At 67.7% G+C, this 20,916-nt stretch carries 21 protein-coding genes and 2 pseudogenes; 5 read left to right on the top strand and 18 right to left on the bottom strand.

Annotation, left to right across the window (positions count from 1 at the left end; genetic code table 11):
- Positions 1-941: IS630 family transposase (locus DP939_RS34430; RefSeq protein WP_113985015.1), on the top strand; the 941-nt coding region annotated here is incomplete at its 5' end.
- 763 nt (positions 942-1,704) lie between these two features.
- Positions 1,705-2,310, top strand: a complete 606-nt coding sequence (locus tag DP939_RS34425) for a plasmid pRiA4b ORF-3 family protein (RefSeq protein ID WP_199565604.1) — start codon at positions 1,705-1,707, stop codon at positions 2,308-2,310.
- 194 nt (positions 2,311-2,504) lie between these two features.
- Here the strand turns inward: DP939_RS34425 and DP939_RS34420 are convergent, their stop codons facing one another.
- From DP939_RS34420 to DP939_RS47225, 8 genes and pseudogenes are all read right to left on the bottom strand, one after another.
- The gene (locus tag DP939_RS34420) at positions 2,505-3,551 is read right to left on the bottom strand and encodes a threonine aldolase family protein (RefSeq protein ID WP_113985014.1); all 1,047 of its coding nucleotides are present in this window, start codon (positions 3,549-3,551) and stop codon (positions 2,505-2,507) included.
- 63 nt (positions 3,552-3,614) lie between these two features.
- Positions 3,615-4,115, bottom strand: a complete 501-nt coding sequence (locus DP939_RS34415) for a GNAT family N-acetyltransferase (protein ID WP_113985013.1) — start codon at positions 4,113-4,115, stop codon at positions 3,615-3,617.
- 85 nt (positions 4,116-4,200) lie between these two features.
- Positions 4,201-4,869, bottom strand: a complete 669-nt coding sequence (locus DP939_RS34410) for an IS3 family transposase (protein WP_225878679.1) — start codon at positions 4,867-4,869, stop codon at positions 4,201-4,203.
- The gene (locus DP939_RS48200; protein ID WP_225878680.1) at positions 4,853-5,086 is read right to left on the bottom strand and encodes a hypothetical protein; all 234 of its coding nucleotides are present in this window, start codon (positions 5,084-5,086) and stop codon (positions 4,853-4,855) included. The genes DP939_RS34410 and DP939_RS48200 overlap by 17 nt, the downstream gene beginning before the upstream one ends.
- On the bottom strand, positions 5,083-5,376 hold the full coding sequence (locus DP939_RS34405; protein WP_113985011.1) for a transposase: 294 nt from the start codon (positions 5,374-5,376) through the stop codon (positions 5,083-5,085). The genes DP939_RS48200 and DP939_RS34405 overlap by 4 nt, the downstream gene beginning before the upstream one ends.
- 141 nt (positions 5,377-5,517) lie before the next feature.
- Positions 5,518-5,742 (bottom strand): annotated as a pseudogene (locus tag DP939_RS49440) (ATP-binding protein); the annotation flags it as partial.
- A 462-nt stretch (positions 5,743-6,204) separates the two neighbouring features.
- Positions 6,205-6,876, bottom strand: a complete 672-nt coding sequence (locus DP939_RS47230) for an IS630 family transposase (protein ID WP_199565603.1) — start codon at positions 6,874-6,876, stop codon at positions 6,205-6,207.
- A 15-nt stretch (positions 6,877-6,891) separates the two neighbouring features.
- Entirely contained in the window at positions 6,892-7,203 is a 312-nt protein-coding gene (locus tag DP939_RS47225) for a helix-turn-helix domain-containing protein (RefSeq protein ID WP_199565602.1), read from the bottom strand.
- A gap of 1,140 nt (positions 7,204-8,343) precedes the next feature.
- Between DP939_RS47225 and DP939_RS47220 the strand changes: the two genes are divergently transcribed.
- Positions 8,344-8,604: a hypothetical protein gene (locus DP939_RS47220; protein ID WP_199565601.1), complete on the top strand. Its 261-nt coding sequence runs from the start codon at positions 8,344-8,346 to the stop codon at positions 8,602-8,604.
- 319 nt (positions 8,605-8,923) lie between these two features.
- Complete coding sequence (locus tag DP939_RS34380) at positions 8,924-9,250, top strand: hypothetical protein (RefSeq protein ID WP_147268243.1); 327 nt, start codon at positions 8,924-8,926, stop codon at positions 9,248-9,250.
- Here DP939_RS34380 and DP939_RS45630 read toward each other — a convergent pair.
- The 4 genes and pseudogenes from DP939_RS45630 to DP939_RS34365 all read right to left on the bottom strand — a co-directional run bounded on the left by DP939_RS45630 (position 9,247) and on the right by DP939_RS34365 (position 13,201).
- The gene (locus tag DP939_RS45630; RefSeq protein ID WP_147268242.1) at positions 9,247-9,426 is read right to left on the bottom strand and encodes a hypothetical protein; all 180 of its coding nucleotides are present in this window, start codon (positions 9,424-9,426) and stop codon (positions 9,247-9,249) included. The genes DP939_RS34380 and DP939_RS45630 overlap by 4 nt on opposite strands.
- A 468-nt stretch (positions 9,427-9,894) precedes the next feature.
- Positions 9,895-10,662, bottom strand: a pseudogene (locus DP939_RS49435) (IS5 family transposase); the annotation flags it as partial.
- Between the two features lie 95 nt (positions 10,663-10,757).
- Positions 10,758-11,708 (bottom strand): D-alanine--D-alanine ligase family protein, encoded by a 951-nt coding sequence (locus DP939_RS34370; RefSeq protein WP_113985008.1) that lies wholly within the window; start codon positions 11,706-11,708, stop codon positions 10,758-10,760.
- A 260-nt stretch (positions 11,709-11,968) separates the two neighbouring features.
- Complete coding sequence (locus DP939_RS34365) at positions 11,969-13,201, bottom strand: aminotransferase-like domain-containing protein (protein ID WP_113985007.1); 1,233 nt, start codon at positions 13,199-13,201, stop codon at positions 11,969-11,971.
- 359 nt (positions 13,202-13,560) lie between these two features.
- Here DP939_RS34365 and DP939_RS34360 point away from each other — a divergent pair, with 359 nt between their 5' ends.
- Positions 13,561-14,109, top strand: a complete 549-nt coding sequence (locus tag DP939_RS34360) for a GNAT family N-acetyltransferase (RefSeq protein ID WP_225878676.1) — start codon at positions 13,561-13,563, stop codon at positions 14,107-14,109.
- Between the two features lie 215 nt (positions 14,110-14,324).
- Here DP939_RS34360 and trxA read toward each other — a convergent pair whose 3' ends face one another.
- From trxA to murJ, 6 genes are all read right to left on the bottom strand, one after another.
- Positions 14,325-14,648: a thioredoxin gene (gene trxA / locus DP939_RS34355; RefSeq protein WP_113985005.1), complete on the bottom strand. Its 324-nt coding sequence runs from the start codon at positions 14,646-14,648 to the stop codon at positions 14,325-14,327.
- Between the two features lie 14 nt (positions 14,649-14,662).
- Positions 14,663-15,595, bottom strand: a complete 933-nt coding sequence (gene trxB, locus DP939_RS34350; RefSeq protein ID WP_113985004.1) for a thioredoxin-disulfide reductase — start codon at positions 15,593-15,595, stop codon at positions 14,663-14,665.
- Between the two features lie 195 nt (positions 15,596-15,790).
- The gene (locus DP939_RS34345) at positions 15,791-16,702 is read right to left on the bottom strand and encodes an anti-sigma factor family protein (RefSeq protein ID WP_113985003.1); all 912 of its coding nucleotides are present in this window, start codon (positions 16,700-16,702) and stop codon (positions 15,791-15,793) included.
- The gene (gene sigM / locus DP939_RS34340; protein WP_113985002.1) at positions 16,692-17,336 is read right to left on the bottom strand and encodes an RNA polymerase sigma factor SigM; all 645 of its coding nucleotides are present in this window, start codon (positions 17,334-17,336) and stop codon (positions 16,692-16,694) included. Before sigM ends, DP939_RS34345 begins: the two co-directional genes overlap by 11 nt.
- Positions 17,337-17,349: 13 nt before the next feature.
- Positions 17,350-18,927, bottom strand: a complete 1,578-nt coding sequence (locus DP939_RS34335) for a protein kinase family protein (protein WP_113985001.1) — start codon at positions 18,925-18,927, stop codon at positions 17,350-17,352.
- Between the two features lie 377 nt (positions 18,928-19,304).
- Positions 19,305-20,906 carry a murein biosynthesis integral membrane protein MurJ gene (gene murJ, locus DP939_RS34330; RefSeq protein ID WP_113985000.1) on the bottom strand — a complete coding sequence of 534 codons (1,602 nt, stop codon included), beginning with the start codon at positions 20,904-20,906 and terminating at the stop codon, positions 19,305-19,307.
- Between the last annotated feature and the right edge of the window lie 10 nt (positions 20,907-20,916).

Genomic DNA, 20,916 nt, shown 5'->3' with positions numbered 1-20,916 from the left:
ACAACAAGCAGGTCGCCGCCGAGTTGCGGGTGGATCCGGCCACGGTGTCCAAGTGGCGGTCGCGGTTCCTGCGGTCGCGGCTGGACGGCCTGATCGACGAGGCCCGGCCCGGCCGTCCGCCGTCGATCACCGTGGACCAGGTCGAGCAGGTGGTGGTGGCGACACTGGAGCAGACGCCGAAGAACGCCACGCACTGGTCGCGCACCTCGATGGCCGCCCGCAGCGGGCTGAGCAGATCGACGATCGGGCGGATCTGGCGGGATTTCGGGCTCAGACCCCACCAGGCCGACACTTTCAAACTGTCTGCCGATCCACTGTTCATGGAGAAGGTGGTCGACGTCGTCGGGCTGTACCACAACCCGCCCGAGCGGGCCGTGGTGCTGTGCGTGGATGAGAAATCACAGATCCAGGCCCTGGACCGGTCGCAGCCGGTGCTGCCGATGATGCCGGGCATGCCCGAGCGGCGTACCCACGATTACGTCCGCAACGGGATCACCAGCCTGTTCGCCGCTTTCAACGTCGCCGACGGCAGGGTCATCGGCGAACTGCAACGCCGGCACCGTGCCGCCGAGTTCAAGAAGTTCCTGGTCACGATCGACAAAACCGTGCCGGCCGGGCTGGAGGTCCACCTGGTCTGCGACAACTACGGCACGCACAAGACCCCGGCGATCAGGGCGTGGCTGGCCGGTCATCCCCGTTTCCACATGCACTTCACTCCGACCGGGTCCTCATGGATCAACCAGGTGGAGCGGTGGTTCGGCTTCCTGACCGATCAGATGATCAGGCGCGGAGTGCACAAGAGCGTCCAAGCTCTGGAGAAGGACATCCGCGCCTGGATCGACCAGTGGAACGACAACCCGCGCCCGTTCGTGTGGAAGAAGACCGCCGAGGAGATCCTCGAATCCCTCGCTAAATATCTGCGACGGATTTCTGGCGCATGACACTAGTGCGATCACCGACGGTCGGTTGGATGTAGTCGAAGCCGGTGTTTTGGCGACGGTCCGAGGCAGGCGGCGTGGCCCAGGGCGTGCCTTCCGGCGCTGTCGGGAATGCGGCCGAGCCTCTTGACGTCCATGTGAACGAGCTCGCTGGGATGGTCGCGTTCCTAGTGGCGGCTCATTTGGTCGGTGGGTGGTCCAGCCAGGTTAGGCGGTTCAGGATGCGGTGCGAGGTTGGGGATGGGCCTGGTACAGGCCGGTCCAAGCTTCGCGTGGCGTATAGCCCGGTATGCCTCGCTTCCGGGACGGCTGGAGTGGTCGTGCAGGACTGCCTCGCCTGCTCGCGTCATCGGCGGATCCGTTTGCGGGAGTGGGCCGGGGTAGACGATGGCCGTGGGGGTCAAGCGGGCAACGAGGCCTCTGGGCGGTGCAGATTCGATACCTACACCACAGCGAGGTCTCTTGTTTGATCAAGTCCTACTGTCGACGACGTTCGTGGTCAGTACACCTAGCGCCAGCGAAACGAGCGCTCGTGAGGTTCCTCGGGTGGCCACTTGGCCTTGGTGTGCTCGTTGTGGGACAGCGTCATGGGTCGTGCGGCGGTGGTCAGGCATGTCGATCGCTCTGGCCACTCGCTGGTATGGACGACAGGCATCCTGACGTATCGAGATATGTTGGGGCGGGTGGACTTGGCGATCTCCAGGAACGCAAGATCGGTTCTGCCGTTGCCTGTATGGCCTGGTAAGCCATCCGGCAAGATGCTCTCATGGTCACCCAACGCGCCTCAGACGGCGCGATGATCCATCGGATCAAGGTCACCCTGGATGGGATCCGGCCGCCGATCTGGCGGCGGTTGGAGGTTCCCTCGGCTATTACGCTGCGGGACCTGCATGAGGTCGTCCAGGCCGCGTTCGGCTGGGAGGACTACCACATGTGGGTCTTCGACAGCCCGCTGGGGCGACACGGCATCACTGACCCCGAGCTGAAGATAGCCGACGCATCGGCCGTACTGCTCCATGAGGCCATACCCGCAGTTGGAGACCGGCTTCAGTACACCTATGACTTCGGCGACAACTGGAAGCACACCATCCAGGTTCAAGCTGTCGCCCCGGCCGCATCCGATATCGCCTACCCGCGCTGCCTCGCCGGACGACGCGCCTGCCCGCCCGAGGACTGTGGCGGTGCTTGGGGCTATGGCTACCTGCTGGAGATCCTTGCTGATCCCGACCATGATGAGCACAGGGAAAGACTGCGGTGGCTTGGGATCGCATCGGACGGTGACTTCGATTCCGAAGCCTTCGACTTGGCCGCCACGAACGATGCTCTCTCTGTGTGGCGGCCATCCTCGATGACCTCCCAAGAGGGAGCATAATTCCCCTGGCTTATGGCCGTTGCGAGGGTGGAGGCGCCAGAGAATGGTGGGTGCGCCCCCAGCCCTCTTCTGCTTCCTGCCGGAGCGGGTTCTTTCCCAGTACGCAGTGGGACGGCTCGACGTCTGTCGCGGGTCGTTAGGGGAGTAGACGGCTGGCGGGCGTCCGTTGTTTCACGTGGAACATAGGGTCCGGGTCAGGCGCTCGCGGCTTTGCGGATGGCCGCCAGGAAGTCATCCACGTGGTCGGGGGTCGTGTCGAAGGCGGTCATCCAGCGAACGACGCCTTCGGAGGCGTCCCAGACATGGAAGGCGAACTGTTCCTGTAGTGACGTGATCGCATACTCAGGCAGCGCTGCGAAGACCGCATTGGACTGCACCGGGTAGCGGAGGCTGATCCCTGGGACATCGGCTATGCCATCGGCCAGGCGGCGGGACATCGCGTTCGCGTGGGCGGCGTTCGTCTGCCATAGGCCGTTGGAGAGCAGGGCGGAAAGCTGTGCCGAGATGAAACGGGTCTTTGATGCCAGCTGCAGAGACTGTCGTCGGAGGAAGGCTATCCCGGCAGCGAGCGACGGCCGAAGTACCACCACTGCTTCGGCCGCCAGGGCTCCGTTCTTGGTTCCCCCGAAGCTCACCATGTCCACGCCGACGTCAGTGGTGATCGCTCGAAGCGAGCAACCGAGATAGGCGGCGGCGTTGGCCAGCCTGGCACCGTCCATATGAAGCAGGAGGCCGTTGCCATGCGCGACTTCCGCGAGGGCGGCGATCTCATCGAGGGTGTAGCAGGTGCCAAGCTCGCTCACCTGTGAGATCGACACCACCCGCGGCTGTGGCTCATGTGCCATCCCGACGACGCCGAGGCGGGCCTTGATGTCGCCGGCAACGAGCCTGCCGTCCTCGGTAGGAACGGTGAGCAGTTTGACTCCCAGCAGGCGTTCGCTCGCCCCGGTTTCGTGGGTGACGATGTGCGCGGTGTTGGGACAGATGATGGCGTCATAGCGCCCCACCATCTCGGCCAGCCCCACCATGTTCGCCCCGGCCCCGTTGAGTACGGGAAACCCGACCGCATCGGCTCCGAACGCGTCCTTGACCTGTTCCTCAAAGTCGTGGGTCCACCGGTCGTCCCCATAGGCAGGGGCATCGCCCACATTCGCCTCGGAGATCGCCGCCAGTACGTCGGGGTGAACGCCAGCGTGGTTGTCGCTGGCGAAGCTCTTGGGATAAACAGATCCGGTCGCCACGTCGCCAGGCTACGGTGACGAGATCACGACACGGCACGCGGGGGGGTCCACGCGTGAGGTGGCTTAAAGCTTCCGGTGCATGATGTGCAGTCCGACGTAGCCGTGAGCCGGATGGTGGAAGCCTGCTGGGAGGGTGGTCATCACTTCGAAGCCGAGTGACCTCCACAGCGCCACTGCTCGGGTGTTGGTCTCCACGACGGCGTTGAACTGCATTGCTCGGAAGTTGTCCTTGCGGGCCTGTTTCAGGACGTGTTCGCCGAGTGCTCGGCCGACTCCCTGGCCGGAGCGGGCTGGATCGACCATGAAGCTTGCGCTGGAGATGTGCGCAGCGCCGCCGCGGTGGTTGCGGACGCTGTTGGCGGTGCCCAGGATGGTTCCGCCCGCGTCTATGGCGACGAAGGTACGACCTGGGGGCTTCGGGAACCACATCTGCTTGGCCTGGGACTCGGTGGTGTCTCGATCCCACGAGAATGTTTCACCGGCTCGCACGATGCCCTCCATGAACGCCCACATCCTGGGCCAGTCGTGGAGCGTCGCCTCTCTAATCAGCATGGCCGCCAGCATGGGTTAACGAGATGGGGGCCGCAACTGGGTTTTGGCGCTGTGGGGTGGCCAAGCTGAGGGGCCACGGTGATTCCGGACAGCCGTGTTATGGGCGTAGCCTATGCGGCTGTCCGGGTTGAAAGGGACTCCTGGAGTACCTCCAGGGGTGGCCGGTAGAGTGCAGCCGCCGGCGGTTGTAGAACCCCTCGATGTAGCGGATGACCTGCCGTCTCGCCTTGGCACGGCTGGTGAAGACGAAGCGGTGCAGCCACTCGTTCTTGATCGCGCTGAAGAACGACTCGGCCATCGCGTTGTCGTAGCAGACTCCGGTGCGGCCGACCGAGCGGCGGATCCGCCGGTCTGCCAGGAAACGGCCGAACTCCTCACTGGTGTAGTTCGAGCCGCGGTCGGTATGGAACACCGCATCGGGCTGGAGCAGGCCGGTGCCGGCGGCCATCCGGATCGCGTCCTTGACCAGGCCGGTGCGGTAGTGGTCGGCCATCGCCCAGCCCAGCACCGCCTTGCTATGGCAGTCGATCACCGTGGCCAGGTAGAGGAAGCCCTCCCAGGTGCGGATGTAGGTGATGTCGCCGACCAGCTTGACCCCGGGACGGGTGGCGGTGAAGTCGCGGCCGACCAGGTCGGGGATGCCGCGGAAGTCGCCCTGCACGGTGGTGACCGGCCGGAACGCCCGCACCTGGGCCGGCATGAGGCCCTGCTCGCGCATCAACGCGCGCACCAGCTCGGCCGAGCAGTGCTCACCGCGGCGGGCCAGGGTGGCGTGTACCCGCCGGTAGCCGTAAGTCTCGTGTGCCGGTGAAGATCTCGACGACCAGGGCGGCGAGCATGGTCCGGCGTTGTGCGGTGGCCGAGGCCGGCCGCCCGCGCCATTCGTAGTAGCCCGAGCGGGACACACCCAGCCAGGCACACATCCGCGCGATCGCATGGTGCGCCTTCTCCGCATCGATCAGCTCGTACTTGGCGAGCGTCATCGATGATCGGCCGCGAAGAAGGCGGCTGCTTTTTTCAAGAACGCCAGCTTCTCCCGCAGCTCGGCGTTCTCCCGCTCCAGCTCCCGGATCCGGGCCCGCTCCGGCCCTGAGACCGCCTGCTGCCCGTCCTGCCCGCTCGCCGTCCGGTGCCGGTTCACCCAGTTGCCCAGAGTGCTCGCGTTGATACCGAACTCGCGTGCCACCGACACGACCGTCCGCTCGCCCTCCAGCACCATGCGGATGGCTTCTTCCTTGAACTCCGGCGAGAACTGCCTGCGACGCCTCGTCACGTACCTACCTCTTCCAGACTTCTGTCAGCTTATGTAGCCGACTGTCCGGAATCTGCTGGGCACCTCAATGTTTCACGTGAAACATCGCGCGGGAACTCGGAGCTGGCAGGGGAACGTCCTTCATCCATCTTGGTCTGTGCGTCAGGTGTCAGCGGCGCCCGAACGCCCTGCCCCCTTATCGACGTCTAAAAGTTGACCCCCTGATGGTCTTGCCGGCTTTGGCTGTGGAACGCGGCCCAGGGCGCGGGTCTTCAGGCGGTCGCTGTCTCCCTTCGGGCTGATCACTTCGGCGTGATGGAGCAGACGGTCGATCACCGCGGCGGCCACGACATCGTCGCCGGACACCTCACCCCAGCGCCCAAACGGCTTGTTGGAGGTCTCAGGGGCTCGGCGAGTAGGTCATAGGCAGGGATGGAGGTCGGGATGGGGGCGGGCTGGTAGTACGGGTTGCGTCGCAGGGCGTTGTTGGCGTGAGGATGTGTTGAGCGGCGCGGCTTCAGCCTCGACCCGCTGCGGGATTGGGCCGGCTTGTGCCGAGGGTGGGGTTGCATGGCATGGCCCGTCGGGTGGATGAACTGCGGCCGGGGTGGATGGCATCGCTCAGATCGGATCTCTCGCAGGTCGGCTGTTCTGGCTGGGGGAGAGTCCCGCCGCTACGCGAGACGTGATCCGCGCACTATCACTGACGCTCAGGTGGGGGAGGCGGTGGTGGTTGGACTTAGCCTGGCTGGGCTAGCTTCGTGTGTGGGACGGTGGGGACCGCTTAGGACAGGGAGTGGGGATGTTTCACGTGGAACATTGAGGCGCGGAGTTCCGGCTAGTGGCACATCACGCAACCTTGGTGGGATAACGGGTCCACGACCGGATCGGCGAACTGGCCGCGAAGCTGACCTTCGAGGCCGCGTGCTGGTTGTGCCAGCGGACGTTGGCGGCGATGGCGGCGTTCTGTTCCTCATGGCTGCGGTGGTCGGTGCCGTTGAGCGCGAAGTACCGCAGGGCGGCGAACTCGGACTCGATCCAGTTGAGCCAGGAGCCGTAGGTCGGCAGGTAGACCAGCTCGACCTCGTTGGAGCGGGCCCAGGTGCGGACCTCGGCGTGTTTGTGCGGCGAGTAGTTGTCGCAGATCACATACAGCCGCTCACCGGGCCATCTGGCCCGCAGCGCCTTAAGGAAGGTCAGGAACTCTTTCCACCGTTTGCGGCGGCGGATCCGGTGGTAGAGCCTGCCGGTGGCCAGGTCCATGGCGCCGAGCAGGTGGCGGACGCCGTCGTCGCGGTGACAGGTCGCCCGCAGCCGCCGCGGACGCCGGTGGGGCCGCCAGGTGCGGCCTTTGTGGGGCTGGAGGTTGAGCGGGCCGAGCTCGTCTGCGCAGATGACTCGCCCGCTCTCTGGTGGGGTGTCGTACAGGGCCAGGACCTTTTGCATCTTGGCGATGAAGGCGGGGTCGTCGCTGCTCTTCCAGGTCGTGGTCGCCTGCCAGGACACCCCGCCCGCCTTCAAGATCCGCGCCAGGTGCTACCGGCTGATCGAGCTCACCAGCCTGGCCCGCTCCAGGTGGGCGGCGAGCTTGGCCAGGCTCCAAGTGGAGAAGGTGGTGATGCCCCACTCGGCGGGGGTCGTCCGGGCGATCAGGCAGATACGCTGCCGTACCCATTCACTGATCCTCTTCGGACGGCCCCCGCTCCATTTTGGGTCCAGCGCGTCGAACCCCCGCTCGTTGAAGGCGTGCACGACCTGGCGTACGTAGTCGTCGCTGACCTGCATCAACGTCTTGAGCGCCGAGGCCGGTCGGCCTTGCGCGGACATCAGCACCACGATCGCGCGCACGCAGCTTCACCGGGTTCCTGGCCGTCCGGGTGATCTTCTGCAGGCGCCGTCCCTCCTCCATGGATAAGGCGCGGACGAACACCTCGGGCCTACGTGCCACGGTCACCTCCCAGAACTAACGGTAGGGGTCGCCTAGGGCAGGGAGTGAGGATGTTTCACGTGGAACATTGAGGCGCGGAGTTCCGGCTAGGAGTGTCCTGAAGATTTGATGGGTGAGTCGGTATGGGTCGGCTCACCCTTTCGTCATGGAGTGATCGGGGCGAGAGCCCAGATATGGAGGGTGTGGGTAAGTCCGAGGGTGATCAGGCGGCGGGGGGTTGCGAGCGGCGGCGCGGTAGTGGAGCTGGCGGTCGTTGGCAGCGGTGCCGCGGTAGCGCAGGCGGCGGTTGCCTCGGGGGACCAGCCAGGCCACAGCCCGTTTGGTCATCGGACGCTGGCGTCGGTAGTTGTCCTGCCAGGCGGGATCGGTGGCGGCCTGCTGGTCATGGTGCAGGCGGATGGTCAGCAAGCGGCCGGTGGCGGTGGTGTGCCGATCACGTAAGAGGCAGGCGGCGCTAAGAAGCCCTAACAAATGGGGTATGGCGTGGGCGGCTTGGCTGTTGTTGCCAGGTGGTGTGAGGAAGGGCCGGCAGCCACCGTGGGTGGTGCCCGACGGTTATCGAGCCACTGCCGGAGGTGGAATGCCGGTACTGCAATCCGAGGCGCCGCCGTATCGATGACCGCAAGGCGTTGTGTGGGATTGTTCGTGCTCTACACGGCGATCTTGTGAGAGTTCCTGCCTCAGGAACGGGGGTTCGGCTCGGGTATGACGTGTCGGCGGCGGCTGCGTGACTGGCATCGGGCCGGTGTCTGGCAGAGCCTGCACGAGGTGCTCCTGGCAGAAGTTGCACGCTGCTGGCCGGCTGGGTTGGTCCAAGGCGGTGATCGGCGGTTCCCAGGTGCGGGTGCTCAAGGGCGGCCCACAAGCGGTCCGGGTCCGGTCGATCGAGGTAGGACCGGCTGCAAGCACCATACGATCATCGAGGGGAACAGTATCCCGCCGATGCTCGGCCTCGGCGGTGGCAACCGCAACGACATCGTGCGGCTCATGCCCTTGATCGAGGCGATGCCGCCGGTCGGCGGGCCTCGTCGGCGTCTGGGGTGCTGTACGTCGGCCGGGCTTATGATCGCGATCGCTACCGCCTGCTGGTGCGGGTGAAGCGAGTCGAGCCGGTCATCGCCCGCCGGATACGGTGCGCGGCTGGGGGCCGGGCGTGCATCGCTGGGTGGTTGGAGCAGACGATCGCCTTGCTGCACTGGTTTCGTCGATTAGGCATCCGCTGGGAGATCCGCGACGACATCCACGAGGCCTTCATGATCTGGGCCGCCGCCATCGTCAGCTGGCGGCGCCTCAACCGCTAAGCCCATTCTGCTAGGACTTCTAAGGCGGTGAAGGTGGCGCGGCGTTGCCGGTAGCGGCCGCCCGGTGCTGCGGGGGATGGTGTGCCCGGCGGGGCAGGTGACCGTGCCGACGCCGGTGTCGATGGCGGAGTCGTCCAGGGCGAACCCGCCCGGGAGGGCGGGCTTGAGCGCGGGTGGTTTGATCAGCAGCCGGTGCTCGGCGGCGGCGTAGGCGGCATCGGTCAGGACCTGCAGCGGTCCGCGCTCGTGGGTGGGCAGGGCGGGAGCGACGGCGCTCTTGTGGTGGGCGGCTCCGGTGCCGGGGTGCAACGCGACGGTGGTGAACAGGCCGGTCTCCGGCTCGACCCGCCAGGTGGGCCTTGTAGCCGTTCTCCCGCTGCCGGTCACTCTTGTGAATGTGGTGGACCTCGGGGTCGACGGTGGAGATGATTCGATCTGGTGCGGTGTGGCGGGCGATGCGCCATCGGCCGTCGGTGCCGTCCGAGCTGTCCTCGGGTTCGACGTCCTGTCCGGTGATCAGCGTCGGCAGGCCGACGGCGTGCTCGGCTGCCTCGTCCAGGTCTTGGCCGTTCAGGCGGTCCAACAGGGCGAGCATGTCGGTGACCAGCCCGCTGGCCAGGGCGTTTTGGCCTCCCTGTCGTCCTAGGCGATCTTTGGCTTGCCTGGGGCGGCGTAGTTATGGGCGTGACAGTGGGCTGTCACCAGCGCGCTCGCAGCAATCAGCTGGGTGATGGCGTTCTGGGTGGCGACCGTGTCAGCCGGCATCGCCGGGTCCAGCGGCCGTCGCGTTCGGTCGGTCGGTAGCCCGGTCTGCTCCACCATGGTGCGGGCGATGCTGAAGATCCGGTCCGGGGCTGGTGAGTGAGCCAGTCGGCGCCGGAAAGTAGGTCAGCAGCGACGGGGTGAACCCCCGGTCATACGGGCCCAGCTCGCTGGTGGCCTTTCAGCGCAGATCGAACCGCAGCGCTTCGGCAGCCCTCTTCATCGGAGAATCCGTGCAACGCCCGCAAGACCACCGCGGTGGCCGGCAGGTCCGGTGGTACTGAGGGACGCCTGTTGACCGGCGCGTACATGTCTGCGAACGCCTGCGGCGGGAGCAACGCCTGCCGGTGTTCGGCCAGGAACGCGAACATGCTCCCGGCCGGGATCCTCTCTCGGCACAATACCCATACCTGCGGCCCGGCCGGAGCCCTCCGACGGCCCATCACGACCGGAGCCTGAAGCCGGAAACTCCGTCTGGCCAGACCGGCAAGATCTCCAGGACGTGGTCCGGTCCGGTCGTACGTGTGACCAGATCACGATGTCGGCGATCTGGATCGTGGCCCGGTAGCGGGTGTGCGGCTTGTCGAACCGGGTGGCCGGGGCGCGGTGCTGCTTGCGCCGGTTGATCAGGCGTTCGGTCTGGTTGCGGGCCGGTAGCGGGCGCGGTCGAAGGCGGGTGGCCGTCCGCCGCATCGGCCTTTGGCCCGGCGGTGGGCGGCTTGGTCGTGTGGCTGGGCGATGGTGGCCCAAATGTGGCGGCGGCGTAGCAGTGCCCGGTTGGCGGCCGAGCTGTAGGCCTTGTCGCCGGTCAGGCCGCGGGGCCGGGTACGCGGCTGGCCGGTGCCGCCGGGCGGGGGATGCGGATGCGGGTGAGCAGGACCGGTAATTGCTGGGTATCGGCGTCTTGGCACGGGGTCAGGTTGCGGCCCCGCCCGTCGGCGATGGAGTGGATCTTTGTGGCCGGCCCGCTTCGCGAGTGCGCGAGCGCTTGGGCCCGGGGCGCCTGGTGTGGCGGGCGTCCGCTTTTCGCGCGCCCGCCGCGTGCGGATTAGATCTGGGCGTGGTGGTCCAGGGTGCCGGCCGCGTCGGCGCGGATCTGAAGGTGTTGCTCGATCCGAGCCCAGGTGCCGTCGACCTCCCAGCGGGCGAACCGCTTGTAGAGGGTCTGCCAGGGGCCGTAGCGTTCGGGCACGTCCCGCCAGGGGCGCCGGTTCGTACCCGCCACATGATCCCGTTCAGGAGCTGATGGTGGCCGCTGCGTTGGGGAGGTGTCGGTGGTAGCAGCGGCGGGATCATGTTCCGTTCATCGTCGGTCAGTTCAAAGCGCCTGCCGATGGTTGGGGAAAGGTCGGATCGGAGGTCAGATCAAGCCTCGATCCGAGAAGCACGTCCTAGTGGCGGGAGGCGGCTGATTCGAGGAGGGTGCGGCAGAGGGTGCCGAGGTCTTGGCCGGAGGCTTCGACGGATAGGGGGAAGAGGGAGGTTTCGGTCATGCCGGGGGCCACGTTGACTTCGAGGAAGTGGGGGTGGCCGTCGGCGTCGACGATGAGGTCGGTGCGGGAGAGGTCGCGGAGGCGGAGGGCGGTGTGGGCGGTGACGGCCATTTCGGCGCAGGCGGCGGTGGCGGCGGGGGAGAGGCGGGCCGGGGCGAAGAACTCGGTGTGGCCGGCGGTGTAGCGGGCGGCGTAGTCGTAAACGCCGGCGTCCGGGACGATCTCTACCGGAGGGAGGGCCTTGGGGCCGTCGCCGTGGTCGACGACTGAGATGGCGATCTCTACGCCGGAGACGTAGCGCTCGATGAGGGCGGTGTCGCCGTAGGCGAAGCAGCCGACCATGGCGGCGGGGAGTTCTTCGGCCGTGCGGACCAGGGAGGCTCCGAGGGCGGAGCCGCCGCGGGCGGGCTTGACGAAGAGGGGGAGGCCCAGGCGGTCGATGATGCGTTCCAGCATGGCGGTGGCGCCGAGGTCGTGGAAGGTCTCCTTGGGGAGGGTCACCGAGTCGGGGGTGTTGATGCCGGTGGCCTTGACGATCGCCTTGGCGCTGGGCTTGTCGAAGGCGATGCGGCAGGCTTCGGGGCCGGCGCCGACGTAGGGGACATTGAGGAGTTCAAGGACCGAGCGGATCGCGCCGTCTTCGCCGGAGCCGCCGTGCAGGGTCACGAAGGCGGCGTCGGGCGGGTCGGCGAGTACGGAGGGAATGAGCGAGGCGTCGGTGTCGCGGGTCTCGACGTCGATGCCGCCGGCTCGCAGGACCTCGCTGACCCTGCGTCCGGACTTGAGGGAGACCTCGCGCTCGTACGACAGCCCGCCGGCGAGAACCAGCACATGGCCGAGGTCGCTCATAGGTCCCTCCAGCGTGGAGTCTCGAACCGAGGCTCCGGAGAAAGCGTCGCGGCACGGGAGGTGCCGCACGGGCAGGTGATGCGCGCGCCGGCGTCGCGAACCGGCCGGCGGATGCAGGACAGGTTAGCCCAACGCCTGCGGCCAGGTGGAGGGGGGAGGTGCGTCTGTGGTCAAGTCAGGCCAAAGTGGGTGGATCAGAAGTCTGGGGTCGAACGGCGTACGGCCGGCCACCCGGGTGGCCGGCCGTACGGATGTGGATGTCAGGCCAGGTCGGGGCCCGGGGTTTGGACTCCGGCGCGGCCGGGGGTGGTGCCGGTGCCGAAGGTCTCGTGTACGAGCATCTCCTGCTCGATCACGCCGGCCAGGCGGCGGACGCCCTCCCTGATACGGTCCGGTTCCGGATAGCAGTAGGACAGCCGCATGTGGGCGGCGCCCTGACCGTCGGCGTAGAAGCCGGTGCCGGGTACGAACGCGACCCGCTCGGCGACCGCCCGGGGCAGGATCGCCTTGGAGTCGAGTCCTTGGGGCAGGGTCATCCAGACGAAGAACCCGCCCGCCGGGCGGGTCCAGCTGCATCCGTCGGGCATGAGCTGCTCAAGGGCGCTCAGCATGGTGTCGCGGCGTTCGCGGTACAGCTCGCGGAAGGACTTGATCTGCTCGCGCCACGGCTGGGTGGCGAGGTACTGTCCGACCGCGAGTTGCGTGAACGAGGAGTGCGAGAGCACCGCGGACTCCATCGCGAGCACCAGTTTGTCCCGTACGGCGTGCGGCGCGAGCGCCCACCCCACCCGGAACCCCGGTGCCAGCGTCTTGGAGAACGACCCCAGGTAGATCACCCCGTCCGCGTCGTCGGCGCGCAGCGCCCGCAGCGGGTCGCCGTCGAAGCCGAGCAGGCCGTACGGGTTGTCCTCGATCACGAGCACGCCCGCGCGGTTGCAGACGTCGAGCACTTCGCGCCGCCGGGCCAGGCTGAGGGTGACGCCGGCCGGGTTCTGGAAGTTCGGGACCGTGTAGAGGAACTTGATCCGCCGTCCCTGGCGGGTCAGCGTCTCGATCGTCTCGGCCAGCGCGGCCGGGTCGAGGCCGTCCTCGTCCATGGCGACATGGACGACGTCGGCCTGGTAGGCGGCGAAGGTGCCGAGGGCGCCCACGTAGGACGGGCCCTCGGCGAGCACCACGTCGCCGGGGTCGATGAAGATCCGGGTGATCAGATCCAGTGCTTGCTGTGAACCGACGGTGACCACTACGTCGCTCGGATCCGCCTCGATGCCCTCAAGCCGCATGACCTCGCACATCTGCTCGCGCAGGTGCGGGTCTCCCTGGCCGGAGCCGTACTGCAGCGCGGTCGGCCCGCGCCGGGCCACGAGGTCGGCGATCAGCTCGCCGATCAGGTCGAGGGGAAGAGCCGTGACGTACGGCATGCCGCCGGCGAGCGAGACCACCTCGGGCCTCGACGCGACGGCGAAGAGAGCTCGGATCTCAGAGGCGACCATCCCGGTAGCTCGTGCTGCGTACCGATCGACGTAGGCGTCGATGCGCGACCCTTGGGGCGCGCTGGTCTGACCGTGATCCGTATCCTCTGTCACGGTCCACCTCCTCGGTCGAAGTGCCGGAGAAAACCAGAGTACGTCACCTTTTGTGACGGCCTTCCAGGGGGAGTCGTATCGCCGACCTGCGATCGATGATCCACGTGATGCAACCCCCACTGAGCTACCATGCCAGTCGGGGACGCCGTATTGATGCGGTTTTCCACCAAGACTCGCGTCAGGATAGGGGCCACCAGTTGTCGCGTCGCCTCGTCAACGTCACGTTGGACAACCTTGACGATCTTCCACACCGGTGCCGTCGATGCGTGTTCTGGGAGCTCGACCCGGTCAGCGGCGAGCGGGCGATCGAGGTCGGCGGCGCGGGGCTGGAGAAGGAGGCCTGGATCTCGGCGACGCTGCTGGAGTGGGGGAGCTGCGGCAAGATCGCCTATGTGGACGGGGTGCCGGCCGGGTTCGTGCTGTACGCGCCGCCGCTCTACGTGCCGCGTTCGGTGGCGTTCCCGACGTCGCCGGTCAGCTCCGATGCCGTGCTGCTGATGACCGCCCAGATCATCGCCGAGTTCTCGGGGGGCGGGCTGGGCCGGATGCTGGTCCAGGGGGTGGCCAAGGACCTGACCCGGCGGGGGGTCAAGGCCATCGAGGCGTTCGGTGACCTGAAGTGGGAGGAGCCGGGGTGCGTACTGCCCGCCGACTACCTCCTGGCGGTGGGGTTCAAGACGGTTCGTCCGCATTTGCGGTTTCCACGGCTCCGCCTGGAACTGAAGACGGCGGTCTCGTGGCGCGAGGACGTCGAGGTGGCGCTGGAGCGGCTGCTGGGGTCCATGAGCCCAGAGCGGGCTCTGCGGCCCGTCTGACGCTTCTCAGGGGCGTTACGGGCGTATATGACGGGCTAGACCGAAAAGCCCGATCGATCCCCATACATGCGGCGGCTCCCTCGCCCGGAGTGGTGAGCTACGGGCGAGGGAGCCGCCGGGTTATGTGGGTGCCGCTCAGAAGAGCGGTGGTACGGCAGGCGCCGCGGCGCCTTGCCGCAGGGGGCCGGTGCCCCAGAGCCCCGTGGGGTTGGGCTCTAGAGGATGCCCTCAAGCTCGCGAAGCAGCATGGCCTTCGGCTTGGCGCCGATGATCTGCTTTACGACCTCTCCACCCTTATAGACGTTCAGTGTGGGGATCTGGAGTACACCGTAATCGCGGGGAACCGTCGGGTTCTCGTCGATGTTGAGCTTGACCACCGTCAGCTTGTCGGCCTGCTCGTTGGCGATCTCCTGGAGGATCGGCGCGACCTGCCGGCAGGGCCCGCACCATTCGGCCCAGAAGTCCACGAGCACGGGCTTGTCGTTCTTGAGAACTTCCGCCTCGAAGGTCGCGTCGGTGACGCTCTTGATGGTGCCCATGATCGAACCTCTCCTTAACTTTCCTGAAGGGTGAGCCAGCGCTCGGCGTCGAGGGACGCCTGGCAGCCGGTGCCCGCGGCGGTGATCGCTTGACGGTAGATGTGGTCGACGACATCGCCACAGGCGAAGACGCCCTCCAGATTGGTGCCAGTGCCCGGGGACTGGACCTTGATGTAGCCCTCGTCGTCGAGCGTGATCTGACCCTTGACCAGCTCGTTGCGGGGGTCGTGGCCGATGGCCACGAACACGCCGGTCGCGGGCAGCTCGGTGGTCTCGCCGGTCTTGAGGTTGCGGACGCGTACGGCGGAGACGCGGTCGTCGCCGACGATCTCCTCGACCTCGGAGTCCCACTGGAAGCGGATCTTCTCGTTGCCGAAGGCGCGGTCCTGCATGATCTTGCTGGCCCGCAGCTCCGAACGCCGGTGGACGATCGTCACCGAACGCGCGAACCTGGTGAGGAAGGTCGCCTCCTCCATGGCCGAGTCGCCGCCGCCGACCACCACGATGTCCTGGTCGCGGAAGAAGAACCCGTCACAGGTGGCGCACCAGGAGACACCGTGCCCGGACAGCCGCTTCTCGTTGGGCAGCCCCAGCTCGCGGTAGCTCGAACCCATCGCCAGGATGACGGCCTTGGCGTGGTAGGTGTCCGTGACGGTCTTGACGACCTTGGGGTTGGCGGCCAGGTCGACCTCGACGACGTCGTCGGCGACCAGCTCGGCGCCGAAGCGCTCGGCCTGCTTGCGCAGGTTGTCCATCAGGTCCGGGCCCATGATGCCGTCGGGATAACCGGGGAAGTTCTCCACGTCGGTGGTGTTCATGAGTGCTCCGCCCGCGGTCACCGAGCCCTCGAAGACCAGGGGGCGTAGGTCGGCACGCGCGGAGTAGATCGCCGCTGTGTAACCGGCCGGCCCCGAACCGATGATGATCACATTACGGACGTCGCTCACACTCTGCGCCTTTCGTCGCTGTTGCCAGTCGCGTCAACAGATCCTAGGCGGCTGAGATTCCCGCCTGGTCATTGGACACCGAAGTGCCCCGCTCACCCATCAAGGTAGGGCCTGGCGACGCGCGGGGACATCACCTGGGGCAGGAATGCGAAAGAGCCCGCCGGGGCGGGCTCTTTCAAGGTCATCGGAGTGGGGTCAGTCCCACGTGCCGCGGGCGGGTTTGCGGAGGTTCTTGCATTCGGGGTCGAGGACGCGTACCTGGACCTGGTTGGACGCGCTGTTCTTCCGGAAGAGCATCAACGAGGCCTCCTGGCCCTCGTAGTAGCCCTGGTCCACCTGGAAGGGGTTCTTGCCGACCTGCTTGGACACGCGCCCGATGCAGCGGACGAGCTTGTCGTTGACCGAGTCGGCGGTGCGCCACACGCGCTCGGCGGCGAAGTAGTCGGCGAGCGGTTCGCGTAGCGCCCGGTTGCTGTAGTTGAACTCACTGTTAGTGATCTTGTAGGCCAGCCGCGGCGCCTGGCTCGGCTCGACGCTGGCCGGTGGCGGCAACGCGACCGGTACCGAGGCCACCGGCTGTGGCCCGCCATCTCCGGAAGCGGTCAGCAGCCCGGTGGACAGCGCCGCTGAACCGGCGATCGCCGCCACAGCAGCAGCCGCCGTGATGGGAATGGCCCATCTGCGGCGTCTGGCCGGCCTTGTCCGCCGCTTGGCCGGGACCACCGTGCCGTCGTCGGCGACGACGCCCAGTCGTACCGGCTCTGGCGCAGGCGCGGGCTCCCGCGAGGGCCCGGCCGCTGTCTCCCATGGGGCGTCGGCCATGAGCCGGTCCCAGTCAGGGGAGTCGGCGACGGCCGCCGCCACCCGTCCGGTACGCCCGGCCTCCGCGGCCAGCGCCTGGTCTATCCGTAGCGCGACCCCCATCGGCATGGCCGGTGTCGGAGTGGCCGCGAGCACTTCTCGCACCGCCGCGAGGTCGGCCAGTCGCTCCCCACAGGGGTCGCACACCGCGAGGTGTGCGCGGACCGGCCGGGCTTCGGCGTCATCAAGGAGACCCTCTGCCAATTCGGCAAGGATCTCCAGGTCGTAGTGCGTGTCACCCGTCACGAAGTTCTACTCCCTTCGCGGATGAGACGCGAGTTAGGTCTGAACGGTTCCGCAGATGCGAAAGAATTGGGGCAAGTTTCGCGCGGCCCCGCGCGCATCGGCTCTTCACCGTACCGCTCGGCACCTGGAGCACCTGCGCGGCGTCCTCCACCGAGTAGCCCATCATGTCCACCAGCACCAGCGCGGCCCGCTGGTCGGTGGGCAGCACCCGCAGGGCGGCCGTGACCTCCATGGAGACCTCGCGCTCGCCCGTGTGGTCGGGCATCGGCGTGTCGCGTTCGGCGGCCTCGATCAGCTCGTCGTCGGCGACCGGGCGGACCGACTTGCGGCGCATCCGGTCGAGACAGGCGTTGACCACGATGCGGTGCAGCCAGGTGGTGACCGCCGCCTCGCCGCGGAAGCTCTGCGCCTTGCGGTAGGCGGACACGAAGGCGTCCTGTACCGCGTCGGCCGCCTCGTCGGGGTCGCCGAGGGTGCGCAGGGCCACTGCCCACATCCGGTCTCGGTGACGCTTGACGATCTCGCTGAAGGCGTGCGGGTCCCCGTTGATGTGGCTGGTCAGAAGCTCGGCATCGGATCGTGCCGGCCGAGCGTCCTGATCCGCCTCTGGTGGGGTCTCGGGTGGGGAATTCACAAGGAGAGTCCTGCTATGCCGATCCGGGGGAGTAGACCACTACGTCATAGATGGTGCCACGAAACCTGCCTTGGTCGGCCGGAAGACGCGTAAACCAGATCAAAACGTATTGGCCGCTTGCGGCCTCGGTGGACTTGAACGTGGTCTTGCCCGAGGCGTTGCTCTGCTTGGCCACCGTCTTGAGCGCGTCCAGGTCGGGGGAGTCGCCCACCCTGATCTCGGCCTTGGCGCCGGACGCCTTGGCGAAGGTGACGGCCACCTCGGAGACCTTGATCGACTTGCCCATGTCGAGCATCAGGCCGACGCCGTCCTTCAGTCGCCCGAAGTCGGCGGTGTTGTAGGTGTCGGTGTGCCACTCGGTGCTGGACTTGCCGTCGATCGCGTTGCGGGTGTACTCGGGGTTCTCTCCGTCGCTGCCCTCGGGGTCGAAGTCCTTGGCGCTGGAGACCTTGACGGGCGTCGGCTCGGCGCTCGGGGTGGCGCTCACCGTGGGCTGGGCCTTCGTCGCGGTCGGCCCGGCGATGTTGCGCCCGAGAGTCCAGGCCCCGATGCCGACGACCGCCATCACGACGAGCACCACCACGGTCATGACCGCCCGGTTGACCATGCCGGGCCGCTGCGGCGGGCGGTGGTGCGGGCCGGGCATGGTGGGCGGCATGGTCGGGGGGCCGTGCGGATGCCGGCGTACCGAGTCCATGGGCCGGGAGGGATGGGCCGCGGTCCGCGGCATGGGCTGCGACATCTCGAATCGGATGTCCTGGTCGCCGCCCACCGGGCCCAGCGGCACCGACGGCGGCAGCGTCGCGATCGGCACCGGGGCGGGACGCGGCACGCTGCCCAGCGCGTCGGCGACGTCGGCCGGGCTGATCAGCGGCTCCTGGCCGCGCAGCGCCGCGGGCAGGGCGGCCCTGACGGTGATGCCGTCGAGGTAGCCGGGGATGCCCGCGGTGACCTGGCGGGGCGTGCAGATCTGGCCGTCGGGTGTGGTGGGCGCGGGCGGCAGCCCGATCGGGCCGTCGCTCGCGCCCGGCCAGTGCCCGGTGAGGCCGGCGTACAGCAGCCGGCCCAGCCCGGCGGCGTCTTCACCCGCGGGGTCGTCGCTGGTCAGGTCGCCGAGCGCGGCGTCGATGCCGACGCCGAGCACCTTCACCGTGCTGCCGGAGGTCCAGATCAGCTTGGACGGGCGCAGGCACAGGTGGGCGAGCCCGGCCTCGTGGGCGTGGGCCAGGGCCTCGGCCGCCTCGGCGACCAGTGCGGCGGCCCGCTCGGGTTCGAGGGGACCGGCGGCCAGCATGTCGGCCAGCGTCTCGCCGGTCACCCACTCGCTGACGACGTACGAGAGCTGCTCTTCTTCGGCGGCGTCGAAGACCTGGGTCAGCCGGGGGTCGGACAGCCGGCTGGCCGCGCGCGCCGCCGTCACGACCTCGCTGGTGCGGGCGTAGGAGTCGCTGAAGGTGTAGACCGCGACCGGCCGGGCCAGTACTTCGTCGATCGCCTTCCACAGGATGGCGCCGTCCTGCTCGGCGACGCGGTCTTCGACGCGGAAGCGCTCCGCCAGCTTGGTGCCGGGCTCTACTGCGGGCGCGCTCATGCGGCGTTCACCAGTCCGTCGGAGGTCGTGGCGCGATGAGCGGGCCACAGGGGGGACCCGGAACGCGCAAGAATCGCGAGAATGAGGCTACGGGGCGACCCCGACGACAAAGCTGCCGACAAAGCGGGCAAATCACCACAGCCGTACCACGCGGGCAAGACAGGCATCAAAGCAGGCATATCGCCATACGTCCTGCCATGCCGGTTGGATGCGCCCACGCCCCTCCTGCTTCCATTCCGCGCTTATCGGGCACCATCGTAGTGCGGTACCCGTTTCTTTCGTGTTCCTTCGGAAACCATCGGCCCCACGTGCCTCAGGCCCCCTGAACAAGACGTGCGAGGGGTGCCGTCGGGTTCACCGGAAACCCGACTTCCTCATCAACGGCCTACCCGTCCTGCGACAAGTCCAACGAGGGAACCCACTTCGGGGATGCGCGCCCGGTGCGCGACCACGAAGTACAGCAGCATGCCGAGCCCACCCCCGGCCGCCAGGATCACCAGCGAACTGAACGTGGTCAGCCCGGCCCACCGCTCGCCCCCCCAAAGGACGGCCAGGGCCAGGCCCGCCGCCGGCAGCGCCACCAAATACATCCTGGTCAGCGCGCCGGCCACCCGCCTGCCGTCCAGGCCGCCGACCTTGCGACTGGCCCGCACCCAGGCGAACCCGGCACCGGTCATGTAGGAGACGGTGTAGGAACAGGCCAGCCCCATGACGATATAGCGGTCGGGCAGCACCAGGTAGGAGACCAGGCTGAGCAGCGCGTTGACCGCCACGTTGCCGGCCGCCAGGAACGCGGGGGTGCGGGTGTCGCCGAAGCTGTAGAACACCCGCAGCAGCAACTGGAAGATCGAGAACGGCACCAGCGCCAGCCCGAAGATCTGGAGCACGTTGCCGATGTAGACCGCGTTCGAGATGGTCATGTTGCCGTGCCCGAAGATCAGCACGGCCACCGCGGGACCGAGCACCATCAGCAGCAGCCCGGCCGGGATGATCATCGAGCAGACCAGCCGCACCCCCGAGGCGAACTCCTCGCGCACCTGGCCGAGCTGCCCGTCGGCGACCGACCGGCTCATCCGGGGCAGCATCGCGGTGATCACCGAGACCGCGATCACCCCGTAGGGCAGCTGGAAGAGCTGGTAGGCGTACGCGTAGGCGGAGTTTCCCGCGCCGGACACCCGGTCGCCCGCGCCGGTGGCGAGCTTGGTGGTCACCCAGAAGCCGAACTGCATGATGCCGACGTACGCGAACGTCCAGGCCGCCGTCCGGCCCATCTCGCCGAGCCCGACCCCCCGCACCCCGAACCTCGGCCGGAACCGGAACCCCGCCCGGTGCAGCGAGATCACCAGCGCGAGGCACTGCACGACGATGCCCGCCGTGGTGCCGATGCCGAGCAGCGCCAGGTCGGAGGGCGTCGCCGCCTCCACGGAGGATCCCGCGCCGCTCACCACCAGGTACACCAGGCCCACCACGATCATGACCAGGTTGTTGAGCACCGGCGCCCACATCGGCGCGGCGAACCGGTCACGGGTGTTGAGGATCGCCCCGGCCAGCGCGCCGATCCCGAAGAACGCGATCTGCGGCAGGATGAACCTGGCCAGCGTGATCGCGGCCTCCCGCTTGGCGCCGGTCCAGTCGTCGGTGTAGAGGTCCACGATCAGCGGGGCGAGCAGCACGGACACCACCGCGGCCACGCCGAGCAGCAGGATGGCGAACGTCATCAGCCGCTGTTCGTAGACGGTGCCGCCGTCCGGGTCGTGGTGCCGGGCGCGGACCACCATCGGCACGATGACGCTGCTCAGCACCCCGCCGATGAGCAGTTCGAACAGGATCAGCGGGATCGTGTAGGCCACGTTGTACGCGTCGCCGAGGGCGGCGGTGCCGATCGCGGCGGCCAGCACCGCCGTACGCAGGAAGCCGGTGACACGCGACGCCATCGTGCCCGCGGCCATGATCGCACCCGCGCGCAACAACCTGCTCATCGGTCGCTTT

This window comes from Spongiactinospora rosea, from assembly GCF_003315795.1.
In the GTDB taxonomy this organism is placed as follows: Bacteria; Actinomycetota; Actinomycetes; order Streptosporangiales; family Streptosporangiaceae; genus Spongiactinospora; species Spongiactinospora rosea.
Note: the sequence above shows the minus strand (reverse complement) of the source record. Positions and strands in the feature narration are given on the sequence as shown.